Genomic DNA, 18,720 nt, shown 5'->3' on the forward strand with positions numbered 1-18,720 from the left:
ATTAGCCTTTTCGCCAGTAACTAATTTTCGGTAAATGTGTAATTTTATTAGACAATTTACCTATTGGAGTCGAATTTGAGCCGGAATTTTGTATTAATTACATCATTTACTATTTTTATGGCAATATTTGGCCTTTTTGGCTGTGATAATGACCGTAATAGCGACATCATTTGTAAAAATAATCCTGAACTTTGTGCCGATTTGCACAAAGATAGTTGGTGTCGGTTCGAAAAAGGCGATTTGATTCGACATCGTTATCAATTAAAGAAGGTAGATAAGCCAACAGGTAAGCAACTTTATAAACAGCTTATTTATCTTGAAACCTATAGTGATTGCATTCGACTTGCTGCTGGGGTTCAACATAAAGTGAATACTTATCGAACTCTTGATCGAGAACGTGCATTTGCTGTAAGTACACAAACACTTGCAGAGCTACAAGAGTCGACTAAAACTAACAATGAAGTGCATTTAGCCTTTTATCGTTGGATACGTTTCAATGACCAAGCCGGATTAGCGATTGTAGAAGATACCTATAAGCAAGGTATGCTCATCGATAACGAAATCATCACTCAGTTAGCGGCTTATTATGTGCGAGTATCACCTGAAGATGCCAAAATACTTTATTTACATTTGCTAGCAACAACAGAGCCGGAAAAAATCGATCCTAATTGGTTTTTAGCTTTAGCGTCTATTTATCGACAACAACAAGATGGACAAAAAGAATACCTGTTAACAAGGGCTAATTTACTAATAAGTGAGAATCAAGTTAATGAAAAGAAATTATTGGCTATCATTAGAGGAGATCGGACACTCGCATTAGTTCTAGACGGCCAAGCAGTTGAATTAGTATCCGCTGTTATGAGTAAACAATTTGCCAATAGCAAAAGTGAAGCATTATTGAAATAAATGACCGCCTTAGATTTTAGTGAGCGATTATAGTTTGAAGAACTTTATTTAAACTTACAAAACCGTGCTAAATTATCTAAAAAATAGGCTAAATGTAAAAATATTCCAAAATTATCAGCCTAATTTGGCATGTTAGGGTGATTTAACTTGATTATTATCGCCAATTTGGTAATTTTACAACTAGGCGAACTACATGCCACCAAATTATTTTTTAACTTGAGGGATATGAGATGACTATCCGTGTTGCAATTAACGGCTATGGCCGTATCGGTAGAAATATTTTACGTGCACTTTATGAAAGCGATAAAGATCTTCCAATCGAAATCGTAGCAGTAAACGACTTAGGTGATGCGGCAATTAATGCCCATTTAACCAAGTATGATACTGTTCACGGTCGTTTCAACGCTAAAGTTGATCACGATGATGAAGCTATCTATGTAAATGGTGACAAAATATTAACGTTCCAAGAACGTGACCCATCAAAATTACCATGGGCTGAGCTAAAAGTTGATGTTGTTTTTGAATGTACTGGTCTATTCACTTCTAAGGAAGCGGTAAAGCCACACCTTTCTGCTGGCGCTAAGAAAGTTATTATTTCTGCTCCTGGTAAAAATGTTGATGCTACGATCGTTTTTGGTGTAAATGAGAATGTATTAACTTCAGACATGACCGTAATTTCAGCAGCATCATGTACGACTAACTGCTTAGCTCCTATTGCTAAGCCGTTAAATGATGAACTTGGTATTGAGTCGGGTTTAATGACTACAATTCATTCTTATACAAATGATCAACGTTTATCTGATGTATATCATACAGATGTACGTCGTGCTCGCGCAGCAGCTATGTCAATGATCCCAACCAAGACGGGTGCAGCTGCTGCAGTAGGCTTGGTGGTTCCTGAGCTTCAAGGGAAGTTTGACGGCTTAGCGGTACGAGTCCCAACGATTAATGTGTCTTTGGTTGACTTAACTTTCTTAGCGTCTCGCGATACTACTATTGAAGAAGTTAATGCCATCATCACTCGTGCATCTTTAAAATCTCCAATGTCTGAAGTGTTAGCGATTAATTTAGAGCCGTTAGTCTCTGTCGACTTTAACCATAATCACTTCTCTTCTAATTTCGACGCAACACAAACGCGTGTTAATGGTCGTTTAGTGAAAGTCATGTCTTGGTATGACAACGAATGGGGTTTCAGTAACCGCATGTTAGACAACGCTGTTGCACTAATGAATGCTAAGTAATCCGCACTGTAGATTACTTTAGTTGGATTCTGTTCAAACTAGCTTAAGAGCCTCGCATTTATGCGGGGCTTTTTGTTGTTTGTTAGAAATAGTGGCACACTAAGCAATAAATAAACTCATAGGCATAAATATAAACAACCAACAAAAAACCGACATAAAGCCGGTTTTTTTATCTTTAATACAAGCTCAACGTTATTCGCTTATGCGTTGCCCTTCACTTTCATGTTCAATTCTTTGGCGAAATCGAGCATGCGGGTAAGTGGGATAAGCGCTTTAATACGCAGTGGTTCGTCAACAAAAATTTCATGTTGAGTTTTATCTGCGTTCACCAATGAAGCTTCAATCGCTTGTAAACCATTCAAGGCCATCCACGGACAATGTGCACAGCTACTGCAGGTGGCACCGTGCCCACCAGTTGGAGCTGACAGTAAGGTTTTACCAGGGGCTTCTTGCTGCATTTTATAAAAAATACCGCGGTCGGTAGCGACGATAAAAGTGTCGTTAGGCATGTTATGTGCAGCTTTGATTAACTGACTGGTTGAACCTACAACATCGGCCAGTTCAACAACACTCGCGGGTGATTCTGGGTGTACTAAAATCGCTGCTGTAGGATATTGTTTTTTAAGCTCTCGTAATCCTTTAGCTTGAAATTCATCATGCACGATACACTCACCCTGCCACAACAACATGTCAGCGCCAGTTTGTTTATTAATGTACGAGCCTAAATGACGATCAGGTGCCCAGATAATTTTTTTATCTTGGCTATCGAGATGCTCAACAATTTCTAAAGCAATACTTGAAGTGACGACCCAATCAGCTCGTGCTTTCACTGCTGCTGAAGTATTGGCATATACCACAACAGTATGATCTGGGTGAGCATCACAAAAGGTATTAAATTGCTCAATCGGGCAACCTAAGTCAAGTGAACAGGTTGCTTCAAGAGTTGGCATTAAAATGGTTTTTTCTGGGCTTAAAATTTTGGCAGTTTCGCCCATAAATTTAACCCCAGCGACAATTAATGTCTTTGCTGGGTGATCGCGACCAAAGCGTGCCATTTCTAATGAATCAGACACACAACCGCCCGTCTCTTCAGCTAACGCTTGAATTTCAGGGTCAGTATAATAATGGGCAACCAGTACCGCGTTTTGATCAATCAATAACTGTTTAATACGTGCTTTATATTGTGCTTTTTCAGCGTCAGACAACACGGCAGGTTTTGGCGGAAACGAATACTCAATAGTTTCAATTTTAGGTGCCGACAGACTCATACAAGTTCCAATCGAATAACATTGTCCGAGTATTATACGAAAAACATTCTAAAAACAAAAGGACGCGTTAGCGTCCTTTTAGATAAGATAGATTAATCATCATTAACGCATGGCTAAAAGCATTTCTTGCGGTTGCTCTAGATAGTGTTTCCATAGATTACAGAAACGGGCAATAGTACCACCATCGATCACACGATGATCCCCTGACCAACTTACTTGCATAATCTTACGCGCTTCAACTTCACCTTTAGCGTTAAAACGTGGCAATATTTGTAACTTACCTAAGGCAACAATTGCGACTTCAGGTTTGTTAATAATCGGCGTTGCCACGGTGCCACCTAAGGCACCAATATTAGAAATCGAGATAGTGCCATCTTTTAAATCAGCTGGAGATACCCGACCACTGCGTGCAGCAATGGTTAAACGAGTAATATCGGCAGCAATGTCTAAAATCGACTTACTCTGCACATCTTTAACATTTGGCACCAATAAACCGACTTTAGAGTCGACTGCCATACCAATATTATGGCGTGACTTGTACGTTAACTCGGTACAATCGGCATTGGGTTGGCTGTTCAATATTGGGTATTCGGTAATGGCTAACGACATGGCCTTCATGAAAAATGGCATCATGGTGAGTTTTACTTCGTCAGTTGAATAACGTTGTTTCATGCTTTCACGCAAGGCAACCAGTTCGGTTAAATCAAACTCTTCACAATAAGTAAAATGAGGGATAGTCGTTACAGACTCAACCATCATTTTAGCCATAATGGCTTTCACACCTTTAATTGGTTCGACTCTATCACCACTTGATTGACTCATGATAGTCTGCTCTGCCGTCGTAATGGCGCTAGTGGTTGTCACCGTTGGCGCTGGCGAGACTGAAACTCCATTTTGTTGATGGCGTTCAATGTCTTCTTTGTAAACACGGCCATTTTTACCACTGCCCACAACCATCGCAATATTAATATCTAACACTCGCGCCATGCGGCGTACTGCTGGACTTGCTAATGCCTTACCTTGAGGGACTGGCTCAAGGTTATCTTGGTGCTGAACAGTTTGAGCTTCAGTGGTAAGTTCAACGGTAACAGCTTGATCACCACTATGAGCTTCTACTTCAATGGCAAATAATGGCGAATGCACTTTTGCAAGTTGCCCTTTACGGTAATGTAATTTAACGATTTTACCCGCTTTCATTGCCGGAATTTGGACTAATGCTTTATCTGTCATGACATCAGCAATAGGCTGGTCTTCAACCACTATATCGCCTTCTTCAACTAACCAATCAACCAATTCACATTCAACAATGCCTTCACCAATATCTGGTAATAAAAAATCTTCTATGTTTGATTTATTGCTTGTTGGCACATCAGCAGTATCATGCACCAATGTGTCGTTAACCGGTGTCATGGCCGCTACGGGTGTTTCAGTAACGCTGTCGGTGCCTTCAACTTCCATTTCTACTGCGTACAATGGTTGATGAACAATGGCTATTTCGCCTTTTGCGTAATAAAGCTTAGTAATTTTTCCAGCATGGGGCGCCGGTATTTGAACTAACGCTTTATCTGTCATTACATCAGCAATGGGTTGATCTTCGGTAACAAAGTCGCCTTCGCTGACCAACCAATCAACCAATTCACACTCAACAACACCTTCGCCGATGTCGGGTAAAATAAAATCTTTAATCATATCTTATTCCTAATACGCCACAGTGGCCTTGATGGCTTCGAAGGTCTTTAACTCATCTGGCATGTATTCTTTTTCGTGAATTAATGGATACGGAGTATCTAATCCACATACGCGGTTGATGGGTGATTCCAACGACAGAAAACATTCTTGTTGGATGGTAGCCGCAATTTCACCGGCAAAGCCACCCGTTAATGGTGCTTCATGGTTTATTAACAAGCGACCCGTTTTAGTCACGGATTTTGCAATAGTCTCGACATCCCAAGGAGATATGGTGCGTAAATCAATAATTTCACATGAAATACCTTCTTTTTCGGCACGTTCACAGGCTTTCTCAACCACTTCCATTTGCGCGCCCCAAGCCAATACCGTGATATCACTGCCCTGCTTGATGACTTGTGCTTTGCCTAACTCGATAACGTAGTCTCCAGCGGGAACTTCGCCAACAGAAGCTCTATACAAACGCTTAGGTTCAAAGAAAATAACGGGGTTAGGGTCGCGAATCGACGCCAACAACAAACCTTTAGCTTGTTCTGGGTTCCGCGGAATAACCACTTTTAAACCAGGCGTTTGCGTAAAATACGCTTCTGGTGATTGTGAGTGATAATGACCACCTGCGATACCACCTCCGTATGGCGTTCGGAAGGTTAATCCACCAACATCAAATTGATTACCACTGCGATAGCGAAATTTTGCTGTTTCATTGACGATTTGATCGAATGCCGGGAAAATATAATCGGCAAATTGAATTTCTGCCACGGCGGTCATGCCATATGATGCTAAACCATTAGCAAAACCGGCAATACCTTGTTCAGTTAATGGCGTATTAAAGCATCGATCACGACCGAACTGCTCTTGCAAGCCTGATGTAGCACGAAATACACCACCAAAGTGGCCAACATCTTCACCAAAAATCACCATGCGCTCGTCAGCAGTCATGGCTATTGATAACGCCTCATTGATGGCGTGTAACATATTCATTTGAGCCACGGTTAGAGTCTCCCTGCGCTTTTTGGATAGGCTTTTGGATACTTACTGATGTGTTCTTTCAATTCTTTCAGCTGTTTTCTTAACGCTGGAGTCGGCTTATCAAGCACATCTTCGATAATTTCGTCTAGTTTCGGGATCGGTAACTTTTCAGCCACTTTTACCGCGGCTAAAACCTCTTCGCGATAACGTTCAAATAATTTGGCTTCATCAGCTTCGGTCAGCCAATCTTTGTTCACCATCCACAATTTAAAGCGTTTTACTGGATCGTGTTGTTGCCATTTAGCCTCTTCTTCTTTTGAGCGATATCCCGATGGGTCGTCTGATGAAGAATGCGCCCCCAAACGATAAGTCATCGCTTCGATTAATACTGGTGCATTATGTTCTAGTGCATGAGCTCGAGCTTGTTGTGTGGCAGCTAACACCGCGAGCATGTCATTACCGTCAACACGGATAGTGTGCATCCCATAACCCACACCACGACTAGCAATACCGTTTCCGGCATATTGCTCTTCAGTAGGAGTAGAGATAGCATAACCATTGTTACGACAAAAAAAGATGGTTGGAGACTTAAGCACTGCAGCCATATTTAAACCGGCATGAAAATCACCTTCTGACGCAGCGCCTTCACCAAAATAACAAATGGCTACATTACGTTTGCCTTGTAACTTCATACCATAGGCAACACCTGTGGCTTGTGGAATTTGAGTGGCCAGTGGCGATGAAATGGTTTGGTAATTCAGTTCGCGACTGCCGTAATGAATCGGCATTTGACGACCTTTACCTAAATCTTTCTCGTTACTGAACATTTGATTCATAAATTGTTCAGTCGTAAAACCACGATAACGCAATGAGGCGTGCTCACGATATTGGGCCAAAATGACGTCGTCTTTATCAAGCGCTGCTGTGCTGCCAATAATTGAGGCTTCTTCACCAGTACAGGTCATGTAAAAACTAATTCGTCCTTGACGCTGCGCACCCAACATACGCTCGTCTAATACTCGTGTAAAAACACAAGTATCAAAGATTTTGTCGGCCAGAGCCTTATCGATTACTGGTAGAACCGCATTTTCATAAGTGGTGCCATCAGCTTGCAAAATACGCAAAATGGGGATGTGCAATGACGCTTTGTCTAAGAAGCTGACACGGTGCACTGTTTCATTGGTCAGTGGTGCGTTGCTCATATTATGCTCTTGTTATTGTTGAGCCCTGTTCAACATAAACATGGCTCTATTTATACTATGCGAGTAGACATTACGTTAACGTAAACTACCTATCAATACTTACTCTCACTGTAAACGTATTTTACTCACGATTAACATGTATATATTGCTTTACGACTATTCAATTTTCTCACTTAACGCTGGTACTAAACATAAAACAGTTCGCTGACCAATAGGCACATTTGCATTCGGAAATACGATTGCTTCTTGTGGGTGTTCAACTGTAATGGTATTACCGCCTTCTGTCGCTAACACTTCACCTTGACTAAAGGCACTGAAGTTTTCTACATCACCAGCAAAACTAAACTCAAAATCATCAAAGTGCTTATTAATAGAGCGCGATACTTTATATAAGTTCACCCTAGCGGCATCAAACGCTGGTACTTCTAGCACGATTTCAGTGATTAACTTTTCAAGCATAGTATGAGTTTGAATAAAACGACTCATATCGTTTTGGCCAAATGGCATCACTTTACCTAATTCAACGGTGAAAGCATCTGCTTGAAATTGCTCAGACGAATAGTAACTGAATGTGGTTGTTGGCTCATGATGAAACAACATAGTATCAACGCCACATGCCGCCAAAAACATAATTTGCTCGCCGCTGAAAGCGCGACCAGGGCGGTATGGATAAATCGCGAACTTTTCATGCTTGGAGGCACGTATTGCGGTATGTAAGTCATAATGAATACGTTGATTGTCGCTATTGGCATTGTAAAAGTCTGCCACGTATTGCTCTAACGCTTTGGCACGATGACGCTCTGGATGGCGTAAACCCTCGCCTTTAGAATGCGCGCCGCTAAATAAACGATTCATGTTTTCGTCAATAAAACGAGTTTTGTTGATAATAGCTGCTGGATTACCAATTAAAAACAAACAACGTTGTTTAGCGATAATTTTTTCACTCAAAAGATCACGAATTAATTGATTACATATTTCTATTGGCGCGGTTTCGTTGCCGTGCACAGCACTTGATAGCACTATGTCTTTAGTTGTTGGGGTATTAGGGGTGAACACAATCACACCAGTATCAAGCACATCCACACGAGTGTGATTGCTTAAGATAAAATTGAAACTGCCGTCTATTTTGTCTGGATTAGCTAAAGTATAAGCTAGAAAATCATTATCTTTAATTGGATTAGATAACACTATCAACTCCTTGAATGCTTTATTTTACGGCATGATTAATCTTACTGTTGCGCTTCACTTAATCTTACAAATTTTGCATGCCTATTTTTATCAGCGGATTCTAGCATAAGCGACAATATTTTTAATGGAGGCATAAGTTAGATTTATTTATTAATAAAACATTACTTGCAAAAAAAACAAATATTGAACACAATTACGGCCATCTAGACTTCTATAATTTGTTTTAAGGGTTTGTCATGGCGTTAGCAACATTTGGTGCAGGCTGTTTTTGGGGTGTTGAGTATTTTTTCCGTGAAGTTAACGGTGTAATAAACGCTACATGTGGCTACATGGGCGGTAAAGATTCAGCTTTGACTTATAAAGAAGTGAAAACAGGAACCACTGGTCATGCCGAAGTTGTGCAAGTTGAATTTGATCCTGAAGTTATCGATTACAACGAGTTATTAGATGTTTTTTGGAAAAATCATAACCCAACCATGTTGAATATGCAGGGTGGCGACATTGGCACTCAATATCGCAGCACTATCTTTTTTCATGATAAACAGCAAAAAGCCCAAGCCGAAACATCTAAGCTAGCGTTAGCACGCAGTGGTAAATGGGGGCAACGTCATATTGTCACTGAAATTGTACCGATTCAAACATTCCACATTGCTGAGGAATATCATCAAAATTATCTTGAGAAGAATAATTTACCAACCTGTCACCTAGTTTACTAAGTTGGATTAATCCGTATCATTATTATGACAAATTTCCGTTTCAAGCTTGTTGATGCAACACATATCTCAGCTTGAAGCGGATTATTTACACAATAGATAACCACAATCGATTTCCTACACTTAACTTCGCTTTACCCGCCGATGTAAATTCCATACAATCTCATCTATATTGCTTAAGGCAAGTTATTGGAGAACCAAATCATGAGTGAAGCTCGTCACGTTAACCTACTAATTTTAGGTTCTGGCCCTGCCGGCTATACCGCTGCTGTTTATGCTGCACGTGCAAATTTAAAGCCTGTAATGATCACAGGCATGCAGCAAGGTGGTCAATTAACCACAACAACTGAAGTCGAAAACTGGCCAGGTGATGCTGAAGACTTAACCGGTCCGGCATTAATGGAACGGATGCAAAAGCACGCTGAAAAGTTTGATACAGAAATTATTTTCGATCACATCAATGAAGTGAACTTAACTGAACGCCCTTTCCGTTTAAAAGGTGATAATGGCGAGTTTACTTGTGATGCACTCATTATTGCTACTGGTGCATCGGCTAAATATTTAGGCCTTCCATCTGAAGAAGCTTTTATGGGCCGTGGTGTGTCAGCCTGTGCAACCTGCGATGGTTTCTTTTATCGTAACCAAAAAGTTGCAGTGATTGGCGGTGGTAATACCGCTGTTGAAGAAGCGCTTTATTTAAGCAACATAGCTTCTGAAGTTCACTTAATCCACCGTCGCGATACTTTCCGTTCAGAAAAAATTCTGATCAATCGCCTAATGGACAAAGTGGCTAACGGTAATATCATTTTGCATCTTGACCAAACACTTGAAGAAGTGACTGGTAACGACATGGGTGTAACTGGTCTTAAGATGAAAAGTACTAAAGATGGTTCAGTAAGCGATCTTGAAGTAGCGGGTGTATTTGTGGCCATTGGTCACAGCCCAAATACGGGTATTTTTGCAGGCCAATTAGAAATGAATCACGGTTATCTAAAAGTAAACAGTGGCTTAGAAGGTAATGCAACTCAAACCAGCATTGAAGGTGTTTATGCCTGTGGAGACGTAATGGACCAACATTATCGTCAAGCGATTACTTCTGCAGGTACTGGTTGTATGGCGGCATTAGATGCCGAACGTTATTTAGACGCTCAAAAATAATCACCCCGCTAACGCGAGACAAAAAAGAGCAGTTTATCTGCTCTTTTTTATTGTCTGACAGATATTTTAAGGGAGTATGCACTAACCATTAAACTGCTTTTTGATAAAACACCGCTTCGGTATCGCCAAGTGGATCTTTGTGAATACTTTTATGTTGAAAAGTCATGCCAAGTTTTCTCATAATAGCGATCGATGCTAAGTTATCTTCTACCGCCAGTGCACTAATATGAGTGACTTCATCTATCGCACTCACTACCTCCATCACCGCTTGAGCGGCTTCTGTTGCATAGCCTTTTCCCCAACTCACATATTTGAAACGCCAACCTAATTCAAGATCATGCTGTTGTATATCGGTAAAAAAATGCATAGGTCTAACTAACACCCAACCTAAATACTGGCCACTTAATCCGTGTTTATCATTTTCAATACAATTGAGTGCATGAACTTTCCATAATCCCCAGCCTTTATCTGGATTTAAATATTGAGCCAATCGAGGGATCATCACCGTATCTATCTGTTGTTGAGTCGTTTTGTTGCCACCATTTAAAAAGTGCATTACCCGTTCGTCTTGGTCTAGTTCAAATAATAATGCGCTGTCATCAAGAGTCATTAATGATAACTGTAATCTAGTGGTGTTGTTTATGTGCACAATAATATCCCTGTAATTTTAAATGCAATTTACTCACATATCTTTGACACACAAGTTTACACAATGAAACAACAAAAAATAAACATTTCGATTAACATATAAAGTAGAAATAAGACTATTAGCTTTGGTATGGCTATCGTCAAATAAATTTATTGCAAAGATAAAGCATTATTAAGAGGAAGGATTGTGGCTACTAAAAAGCAAATCATATTACCCATCATAGTATTAGGCATTGGTATAGCCGGTTTAGTTGGGATAGCTGCATTAAAAAAGCCCCCTGAAGAAAAGCCCCCACTTGATACCACACCATTAGTGTCTGTTGAAACAATAGAATATAAACCCATGACCTTTTCGGTAAGCTCATACGGTGTAGTTGCAGCCAAATATGATACTGAACTTGTTTCGCAAGTTAGCGGTGAAATCATTTATTTAGCCGATAAATTCGTTAAAGGCGGTTTTGTCAAAAAAGGCGAGATATTGGCTAAGATTGATCCAAGTGATTATGACGCAGGATTATTAGATGCACAGGCTAATCTTGCCTCATCAAAAGCCACTATGGTTCAAGAACGTGCTAATGCAGAAGTTGCTATTCGTGAATGGGCAGAAATAACCAGCAGTAAACCAACAGATCTTAGTTTACGTAAACCGCAATTGGCACAAGAATTAGCAAAGTTAAAAAGTGCCGAAGCGGGTTTACTTCGTGCGCAACGTGATCTGGAACGCACCATTATCCGCGCCCCGTATGATGCACTTATTTCCAGCCGTGAAATTGGCTTAGGTGCATACGTCACCACAGGCAGCAAACTTGGCCACGTTTACAATACAGATACAGCAGAAATTCGTTTGCCTTTGGCCGACAAAGAAATGCAATACCTAGATCGAAAAGGCACTAATGCAGAAGTGCGTTTAGTCGGTAACTTTGCTGGAAGTAAACAACAATGGATCGGTAAAATAGTCCGCAGTGAAGGGGTGGTTGACAGTAAAAGTCGAATGACTTATCTGGTTGCTGAAGTTGATGATCCATACGGACTTAACAGCGATAAAAACGAATTACGTTTTGGCACTTATGTAACAGCTCATGTTGAAGGCAATGATGCTGGTAAAGTGGCCATTATTCCACGTCATTTAATCGTCAATGGCTTAGTCGCTGTTATGGATAACGATAAAACATTACGTTATAAACCGGTGACCATTATTCGCCAACAAGGTGCTGACGTAGTTATTTCTGATGGATTAGCATCAGGAACACAAGTGATTACATCTGCACTTGATTATCCAATGGAAGGGATGAAGCTGGCTCTGCCAGAAGATAAAATCCAACAAGAAGAGTCACTAGAAACCGAACAGACTGAACTTGCAATGGAAGGTGAGTAAATATCATGGCAGATACTAATAAAGGCATCATTGCTTGGTTTGCCCGCAATAGTGTGGCAGCAAATTTATTGATGATCATCATCATACTTGGCGGCTTATTAACCGCCAATACCATCCGCAAGCAGTTCTTCCCAGCAGTTGAAGTTAATTGGATACAATTCAGCGCAGTTTATCCAGGTACTGCACCACAAGAAGTGGAAGAAGGCATTACCATTAAAATTGAACAAGCCTTAGAAAGTGTTCAAGGATTAAAACGGGTCATTACGTATTCTAACCGCAATATGGCGCAGGGATATTTTCAGGTTGAAGATGCCTATGACCCACAGGTCGTATTAGAAGAAGTAAAGTCAGAAATTGACTCCATCTCAACCTTCCCCGGCGGCATGGAGCCTCCAAAAGTTGAACGGATTAAATTTCGCCAAGAAGTGATGTATTTAAGCCTTTATGGTGACTTAAACCAAAAGCAACTCAAAGATTTAGGTGAACGCATTAATGATGAAATCATGCAACTGCCTGGCGTTAACATTAGCGAATACTATAGCGGTTTGAGTTATGAAATTGGCATAGAGGTCAGTAAAGACCGTTTGCGCGAATTTGGCTTAACATTTAACGATGTGGCTGAGGCCGTCCGTGGTTATTCACGCAATATGTCTGCTGGACAAATTAAAGCAGAAAATGGCTACATCAATTTACGTGTTCAAAACCAAGCCTATGTTGGTTACGAGTTTGAGCAGCTGCCGTTATTGACTTTAGATGATGGAACTAAGATTTTATTGGGTGATATTGCCCGCGTAAATGATGGTTTTGAAGAAGGCATTCAATACTCAAAATTTAATGGCAAAAATTCAGTGACCTTTTTCATTGGTGCAGCTAAGAATCAAAGTATTACCGATGTTGCTGATACTATTAATACTTTTGTTGAAAAACAACAAAAAATACTACCACAAGGTGTAAAGCTCGAACCTTGGGTAGACATGACTTACTACTTAGATGGTCGTTTACAGTTAATGCTCGACAGCATGAAGAGTGGTGCGATATTAGTCTTTATTATGTTGGCTTTATTTTTACGGGTTCGATTAGCTTTTTGGGTAATGATGGGACTGCCAGTGTGTTTCTTAGGCACTCTACTCTTTATGCCAATGGGTTTTATCGACGTCACCATTAACGTTATTAGCTTATTCGCCTTTATTTTAGTTCTGGGGATAGTGGTCGACGATGCCATTGTGATGGGCGAAAGTGCCCACAGTGAATCAGAAGAACACGGTCAAAGCATTGAAAGCGTTATTCGCGGTGTTAAAAAAGTCGCTATGCCTGCAACCTTTGGGGTCCTGACGACTATTGCAGCGTTCTTACCCATCACAATGGATGACGGCCCTTCATCGGCATTTGGCCAAGCCATTGGTTTTATTGTTATTTTATGCTTATTATTTTCATTAATAGAATCAAAGTTGATTTTACCTGCGCATTTAGCACATATGAAAAAACCAACAATCGTTAAACCCGGCTCAAAGAACCCAATAGATTGGCTGCGTAACGGCGTCAATTTTGTTCAAGGCAAAATTGATCGTGGTTTAAATATCTTTATTAAATCTGTCTATCGCCCTTCCCTAGAATTAGCCGTTGAGTATCGCTATGCGGTTATTATGCTATTTATTAGTTTGATCTTGCTCTGTGTTGGGCTGTATATGGGCGGTGTCATCCGCTTTATCGGTCAACCTAAAATTCCACATGACTTTCCAAGAGTCACAGTTGAGATGAATGTTGATGCATCAGAAAAGTCGACGCTAGCTGCGGCATTAGCTATTGAGCAGACGTTATATGATGTTGATAAAAAAATAGAACAACAATACGGTCAGAAAATGATTTCTGACATGCAGGTTGATCTAAAAGGGCAAACTACTGCTGAAGTGATGACCAAATTAGTCGACCCATCACTCAGACCAATGGATACTTTTGCTTTAGCTGATTTATGGCGTAAGGCGATGCCACAAATTCCAGGGGTTAAATCGTTCAGCATTCAAGACAGCTTAATAGGCGGCGGTCGTGAAGACGGTGATATTAGCTTCAGACTTGAAGGTAAAGATGAAGCTCAGTTAGTAGCAGCGTCATTAGCCCTTAAAGACAAGCTTAATTCACTTAAAGGCGTCAGCGATGTTAACGACAGTCGTCAATCTAGTGCCAAAGAAGTACAGTTCCAATTGAAACCGTTAGCCAACGCATTGGGCTTAACCTTAGCCAATATTGCTTCGCAAGTGGGGAACAGTTTTTACGGTCTTGAAGCACAGCGTATAATTCGCAATGGTGAAGAGATCAAAGTGATGCTTCGTTATCCGGAAGAACAGCGTAATTCAATTGCACTGGTTCAAGATGTCATGATTAACACCCCACAAGGTGCTGAGTTACCCTTATCTGAAGTGGCGGAAATTAAAGTGGTTCAAGGCGTTAACAGTATCCGCCGCGAAAATGGTAACCGCACCATTAATGTCTGGGCCAATGTTGATGCTGATCAGACAGAACCGTTTAAATTGGCGAAGGATATCCGTGATAACTTTATGCCAGAGTTACTGACAAAATACCCTCGTGTGCATAGTGAAGTTTCTGGCAGTATTCAAGAGCAATTAGACAGTGCAGATACCCAAATGCGTGACTTTATTTTATCGCTATTGCTCATATACAGCTTGTTAGCTATTCCACTACGCTCATATATTCAGCCCGTTATGATCATGTCCGTTATCCCGTTTGGTGTTATCGGATCTGTTATGGGACATCTTATCTTAGGCATAGATTTAAGTGTGTTATCGATGTTCGGTATTATTGCCGCTGCGGGTGTAGTAGTGAATGACTCGTTAGTGATGGTGGACTATGTCAATAACTCCAGAAAAGCTGGCGTGCCGATGAAACAGGCTGTTCTTAATGCTGGTTGCCGCCGTTTTAGGGCTATCATGCTTACCTCATTGACAACATTTATTGGGTTAGTGCCAATTATGGCAGAGACCAGCATGCAAGCCCAAATGGTGATCCCTATGGCGGTATCATTAGCCTTTGGGGTACTGTTTGCGACTGTGGTGACCTTATGCCTCATTCCATGTTTGTATATTGCCATTGAAGACGGAAAAGCATTGATCCGCAAAGTTATCAATATATATGCCCCTGCCCCAGCTAATACTGCAACCGAGCAGTATTAACTCCGGTGGAAATCATCAATACCAGCAAGATTAAATAACAACAATGACAAAGGGCCTTAAAGGCCCTTTTTTGTCGCTGTTTTTTATGACCATGTTCTATTGAAAAGAGTGTATGCGCTAAAATCAACCCTAGCTCATTGCATTTATGCTGCTACTATTAGTGGTTAAAGTTTGGCTGAGCAATTGGTTTTATTAATAAAATATCAACTGACTAAAAATGTATCTTTAAGGTTATTCGGTAAAATATTATGCTAGTCTAGGTTAAACGAATCTGGTCAACCTCACCGTGTTTATTGCTAGCCAACTAAGGTAACAATTTATGAGTCAACGCAGCATTAATGCCTTGTTTAAACCCACTTCAGTAGCGGTTATTGGCGCCTCAAATGGTAATAAGCGCGCGGGTAAAGCAATCATGAAAAACCTGCTTTCTAGCGGTTTTTCTGGACCAATAATGCCCGTCACCCCTAAGTACACAGCAGTTATGGGCGTATTGGCTTATCCCAATATTGAAGCATTACCCATTAAACCCGATTTGGCCATCATTTGTACTAATGCATTAAAAATCCCTCGTATCGTTGAGCGCTTAGCGCAGTTTGGTTGCAAAGTGGCTATTATTATTGCCTCGGGTATGGCATCTCAAACAGACGAAAATGGTAATAACCTACTAGAATTAACCAAACAATATGCCAAGCGATACGGCATGCGTTTGTTAGGCCCAAATAGTCTGGGGATGATTTTACCTACGATAGGGCTTAACGCCAGTTTAGCGCATGCTGGTGCAATTCAGGGGAAGATAGCCTTTGTCTCACAGTCAGCGGCAATCTGCACCACAGTTCTGGATTGGGCCAACAATAAAGGTATTGGCTTTTCATCATTTATTTCATTGGGTGATGCCACCGATATTGACTTTGATGAGTTACTTGACTATTTAGGCCGTGACAGTAAAACCAGCGCCATTATGTTGTATATCGATTCGATTAATGAAAAACGTCATTTTTTATCAGCTGCCCGTGCCGCCTCACGTAATAAACCTATTTTTGTGATTAAATCTGGTCGCAGTCGTGAAGGAGTGCAAGCTGCAATGCTTCATACTGGTGGCGTTGGCGGTAATGATGCTGTTTATGAAGCAGCCTTTAGACGTGCTGGTATGTTAAGAGTTAATGATTTAATCGAATTGTTTGCAGCAGTTGAAAGTCTTGCTCATTCGGCTCAGCTTAAAGGTGAGCGATTGGTCATTATGAGTAATGGCGGTGGCCCAGCAGTGCTTGCCGCAGATGAATTAATCATAAAAGGTGGTAAATTAGCTAAGTTGTCAGATAAAACCGTCGATGAACTTAATGCTATTTTACCCAGCACCTGGTCTAAACAAAATCCTATCGACATGATTGGCGATGCCGATAGTCAGCGCTATGCAGACACATTAAAAGTTCTGATGAGCAGTAATGATACAGATACTATTCTGGTGCTACATTCACCGTCTGTGTTAGGAGAAAGTGTTGAAATTGCCAACAGTATTATTGACACCATTAATCAACATCCTCATCGACATCGATTAAATATTCTCACTAACTGGAGCGGCGAAGATTCGGCTTATCTTGCCCGCAAGCGTTTCACTAAAGGAGGTATACCGACCTATCGGACCCCAGAAGGTGCAGTGAGAGCCTTTATGCACATGGTTGAATACAGTCGCAACCAAAAATTATTACAAGAAGTGCCGCAGTCAATACCTGATAACATTCCCACCGACAGCAAAACCGCACGAGCATTATTGCAACGCGCATTAGATAATGGTCAAACAGTGGTTGAAACCCATCAAGCCGGAGATATATTAAAAGCTTACGGCCTGAATACCATTGATACTCGTTTTGTTAAAGACGTAGATGAAGCGGTAAATGTTGCCAACCAAGTGGGATATCCGGTGGCATTAAAAGTACAATCGCCCGACTTGCTGTATAAATCTGATGTTCATGGTGTGGTGTTAAATTTAGACTCAGACGAAGATGTTAGTCACGCGGCGCATTCGATTATAGATCGTGTGCATCAAATTAATCCTTCGGCCAAAATTGACGGATTAATTATTCAAAAAATGGCCTTAACTGCTGGCGCGCAAGAAATTAGAGTGTCGGTGATTAATGATCCAGTATTTGGCCCAGCTATCTGTTTAGGTGAAGGTGGATCTGAATGGGACCCTACACGTGATGCTGCCGTTGCCCTGCCTCCGTTGAATATGGCGTTGGCACGTTACATGGTGATCCAAGCGCTTAAAACGCAAAAATTGCATGACCGTCATTTACCACTTGGTCTCGACATGAATGCCTTGTGCGTAATGCTAACTCAAATTTCGCACTTGATAATTGATTGTCCTGAAATAGCTGAAATAGACATTAATCCTGTTTTGGCTGCTGGTGAGAAAATAACATTATTAGACGTTAATATGCGCTTGCATGATACCCCACAAGACAACATTAACCGATTGGCTATTTTGCCTTACCCTAAAGAATTAGAACAATCCACCACCTTAAAAAATGGCCTTCATGTCATGTTAAGACCCATTCTGCCAGAAGATGAACCCAAGCACTTGGACTTTGATAATTCATTAAGTGATGAAGACAGATACAAACGTTATTTTGGAGTCAGATCGCAAATGACCCATGAAGAAATGGCGGTGTTAACTCAAATTGATTATTCACGTGAAATGGCATTTATTGCAACGACTATGACAGAAGATGGTGAAGAGCTTACTTTAGGGGCTGTAAGAGCCTCTATCGACCCCGACAATACTGAAGCCGAGTTTGCCATGGCGGTACGTAGTAATTATCAAGGTATTGGCTTAGGTAAGCTATTGCTTGAAAAACTCATCGCCTACTACAAAACCAACAATACAATTGCATTGACTGGATTTACTATGTTTGAAAATCGTAACATGGCGAATTTAGCTAAATCGCTTGGCTTTACCGTATCATTTGATATGGAAGAACATCTCATTAAAATGCAAATGCAGCTTCAACCCAAAGAAAAATAATCGTTATGTTCCTAATCTAAAATAGGATTGATATTTAATCGATTACAAGATGCCAGCAATGACTAAAATGGACTTTATGTCATTGCTATAAGTCATCAATTTTATTTATAGATTCGTTCAAGTCCATGTAAAAATGCATTTTTTTGTTCTGCAACTACA

General features: G+C 40.7%; 13 protein-coding genes. 7 read left to right on the forward strand and 6 right to left on the reverse strand.

Annotated features, from left to right (window positions below):
* Nucleotides 1-75: 75 nt before the first annotated feature.
* Together ABIS04_RS09810 and gap are read left to right on the forward strand one after the other, a co-directional pair.
* Nucleotides 76-906, forward strand: a complete 831-nt coding sequence (locus ABIS04_RS09810; protein ID WP_140234234.1) for a DUF2989 domain-containing protein — start codon at nucleotides 76-78, stop codon at nucleotides 904-906.
* Between the two features lie 230 nt (nucleotides 907-1,136).
* A complete protein-coding gene (gene gap / locus ABIS04_RS09815; protein ID WP_140234235.1) occupies nucleotides 1,137-2,147 on the forward strand; it encodes a type I glyceraldehyde-3-phosphate dehydrogenase in 1,011 nt (336 codons plus the stop codon).
* Nucleotides 2,148-2,347: 200 nt separating this feature from the next.
* On the opposite strand, the gene nadA is transcribed toward gap, so the two are convergent.
* The 5 genes from nadA to astE all read right to left on the reverse strand — a co-directional run bounded on the left by nadA (nucleotide 2,348) and on the right by astE (nucleotide 8,460).
* Nucleotides 2,348-3,415 carry a quinolinate synthase NadA gene (nadA, locus tag ABIS04_RS09820; RefSeq protein ID WP_350430950.1) on the reverse strand — a complete coding sequence of 356 codons (1,068 nt, stop codon included), beginning with the start codon at nucleotides 3,413-3,415 and terminating at the stop codon, nucleotides 2,348-2,350.
* A gap of 102 nt (nucleotides 3,416-3,517) precedes the next feature.
* Complete coding sequence (locus ABIS04_RS09825; RefSeq protein WP_350430951.1) at nucleotides 3,518-5,104, reverse strand: dihydrolipoyllysine-residue acetyltransferase; 1,587 nt, start codon at nucleotides 5,102-5,104, stop codon at nucleotides 3,518-3,520.
* Nucleotides 5,105-5,113: 9 nt separating this feature from the next.
* Complete coding sequence (locus ABIS04_RS09830; RefSeq protein ID WP_350430952.1) at nucleotides 5,114-6,091, reverse strand: transketolase C-terminal domain-containing protein; 978 nt, start codon at nucleotides 6,089-6,091, stop codon at nucleotides 5,114-5,116.
* A 2-nt stretch (nucleotides 6,092-6,093) separates the two neighbouring features.
* Nucleotides 6,094-7,272: a thiamine pyrophosphate-dependent dehydrogenase E1 component subunit alpha gene (locus ABIS04_RS09835; RefSeq protein ID WP_137227065.1), complete on the reverse strand. Its 1,179-nt coding sequence runs from the start codon at nucleotides 7,270-7,272 to the stop codon at nucleotides 6,094-6,096.
* A 156-nt stretch (nucleotides 7,273-7,428) separates the two neighbouring features.
* Nucleotides 7,429-8,460, reverse strand: a complete 1,032-nt coding sequence (gene astE / locus ABIS04_RS09840) for a succinylglutamate desuccinylase (RefSeq protein WP_350430953.1) — start codon at nucleotides 8,458-8,460, stop codon at nucleotides 7,429-7,431.
* A gap of 236 nt (nucleotides 8,461-8,696) precedes the next feature.
* Between astE and msrA the strand changes: the two genes are divergently transcribed.
* Nucleotides 8,697-9,176 (forward strand): peptide-methionine (S)-S-oxide reductase MsrA, encoded by a 480-nt coding sequence (gene msrA / locus ABIS04_RS09845; RefSeq protein ID WP_140234240.1) that lies wholly within the window; start codon nucleotides 8,697-8,699, stop codon nucleotides 9,174-9,176.
* 201 nt (nucleotides 9,177-9,377) lie between these two features.
* Nucleotides 9,378-10,331, forward strand: a complete 954-nt coding sequence (gene trxB, locus ABIS04_RS09850) for a thioredoxin-disulfide reductase (protein WP_137227062.1) — start codon at nucleotides 9,378-9,380, stop codon at nucleotides 10,329-10,331.
* An 88-nt stretch (nucleotides 10,332-10,419) separates the two neighbouring features.
* On the opposite strand, the gene ABIS04_RS09855 is transcribed toward trxB, so the two are convergent.
* Complete coding sequence (locus ABIS04_RS09855) at nucleotides 10,420-10,980, reverse strand: GNAT family N-acetyltransferase (RefSeq protein ID WP_140234241.1); 561 nt, start codon at nucleotides 10,978-10,980, stop codon at nucleotides 10,420-10,422.
* A gap of 186 nt (nucleotides 10,981-11,166) precedes the next feature.
* On the opposite strand from ABIS04_RS09855, the gene ABIS04_RS09860 reads away from it, so the two are divergent.
* The 3 genes from ABIS04_RS09860 to ABIS04_RS09870 all read left to right on the forward strand — a co-directional run bounded on the left by ABIS04_RS09860 (nucleotide 11,167) and on the right by ABIS04_RS09870 (nucleotide 18,561).
* Nucleotides 11,167-12,354 carry an efflux RND transporter periplasmic adaptor subunit gene (locus ABIS04_RS09860; protein ID WP_350430954.1) on the forward strand — a complete coding sequence of 396 codons (1,188 nt, stop codon included), beginning with the start codon at nucleotides 11,167-11,169 and terminating at the stop codon, nucleotides 12,352-12,354.
* A gap of 5 nt (nucleotides 12,355-12,359) precedes the next feature.
* Nucleotides 12,360-15,539: an efflux RND transporter permease subunit gene (locus ABIS04_RS09865; protein ID WP_350430955.1), complete on the forward strand. Its 3,180-nt coding sequence runs from the start codon at nucleotides 12,360-12,362 to the stop codon at nucleotides 15,537-15,539.
* A 319-nt stretch (nucleotides 15,540-15,858) separates the two neighbouring features.
* Nucleotides 15,859-18,561 (forward strand): acetate--CoA ligase family protein, encoded by a 2,703-nt coding sequence (locus ABIS04_RS09870; protein WP_350430956.1) that lies wholly within the window; start codon nucleotides 15,859-15,861, stop codon nucleotides 18,559-18,561.
* Nucleotides 18,562-18,720: the final 159 nt, after the last annotated feature.

Origin of the sequence: Shewanella sp. H8 (assembly GCF_040285065.1) — a bacterium.
GTDB lineage: Bacteria > Pseudomonadota > Gammaproteobacteria > Enterobacterales > Shewanellaceae > Shewanella > Shewanella polaris.

Coding starts and splice junctions, on each gene's coding strand:
- ABIS04_RS09825 (WP_350430951.1), bottom strand. CDS start 5,104: ATGATTAAAGATTTTATTTTACCCGACATCGGCGAAGGTGTTGTTGAG.
- ABIS04_RS09865 (WP_350430955.1), top strand. CDS start 12,360: ATGGCAGATACTAATAAAGGCATCATTGCTTGGTTTGCCCGCAATAGT.
- trxB (WP_137227062.1), top strand. CDS start 9,378: ATGAGTGAAGCTCGTCACGTTAACCTACTAATTTTAGGTTCTGGCCCT.
- ABIS04_RS09835 (WP_137227065.1), bottom strand. CDS start 7,272: ATGAGCAACGCACCACTGACCAATGAAACAGTGCACCGTGTCAGCTTC.
- nadA (WP_350430950.1), bottom strand. CDS start 3,415: ATGAGTCTGTCGGCACCTAAAATTGAAACTATTGAGTATTCGTTTCCG.
- gap (WP_140234235.1), top strand. CDS start 1,137: ATGACTATCCGTGTTGCAATTAACGGCTATGGCCGTATCGGTAGAAAT.
- ABIS04_RS09870 (WP_350430956.1), top strand. CDS start 15,859: ATGAGTCAACGCAGCATTAATGCCTTGTTTAAACCCACTTCAGTAGCG.
- msrA (WP_140234240.1), top strand. CDS start 8,697: ATGGCGTTAGCAACATTTGGTGCAGGCTGTTTTTGGGGTGTTGAGTAT.